We start from the raw sequence: 317 nt of genomic DNA, 5'->3' as shown, positions 1-317 counted from the left end.
CCACCCCTGCGCGGCCCCCTCCCCTGAGACCCCAACCGCCCGCCAGTCCCGGTAGAACCAGCCCGTCCGGCGTTTGAGGACGGACGCCGCACCCCGGGACCCCGCACACTCCGCCCCCGGCAAACCCAGCCCCGTGGGGGCCCCTCCCCCGGACGAAGTCTGGGGGGGAGTTTGAGGCGAGGGGAGCGCAAATCCAGCCCCTCCGGCGATTGAGGAGCGGGGGTTCGGGGGCTGGCCCCCGACAAGGGCCCGACGCCGGGCGGGGCGGCTCGCACACGAGATCCAGCTCCGCTGGCGGTAAGCGGGGGCGCAAAATC

This window comes from Streptomyces jumonjinensis, assembly GCF_009600885.1.
Lineage (GTDB): Bacteria > Actinomycetota > Actinomycetes > Streptomycetales > Streptomycetaceae > Streptomyces > Streptomyces jumonjinensis.
Note: the sequence above shows the minus strand (reverse complement) of the source record.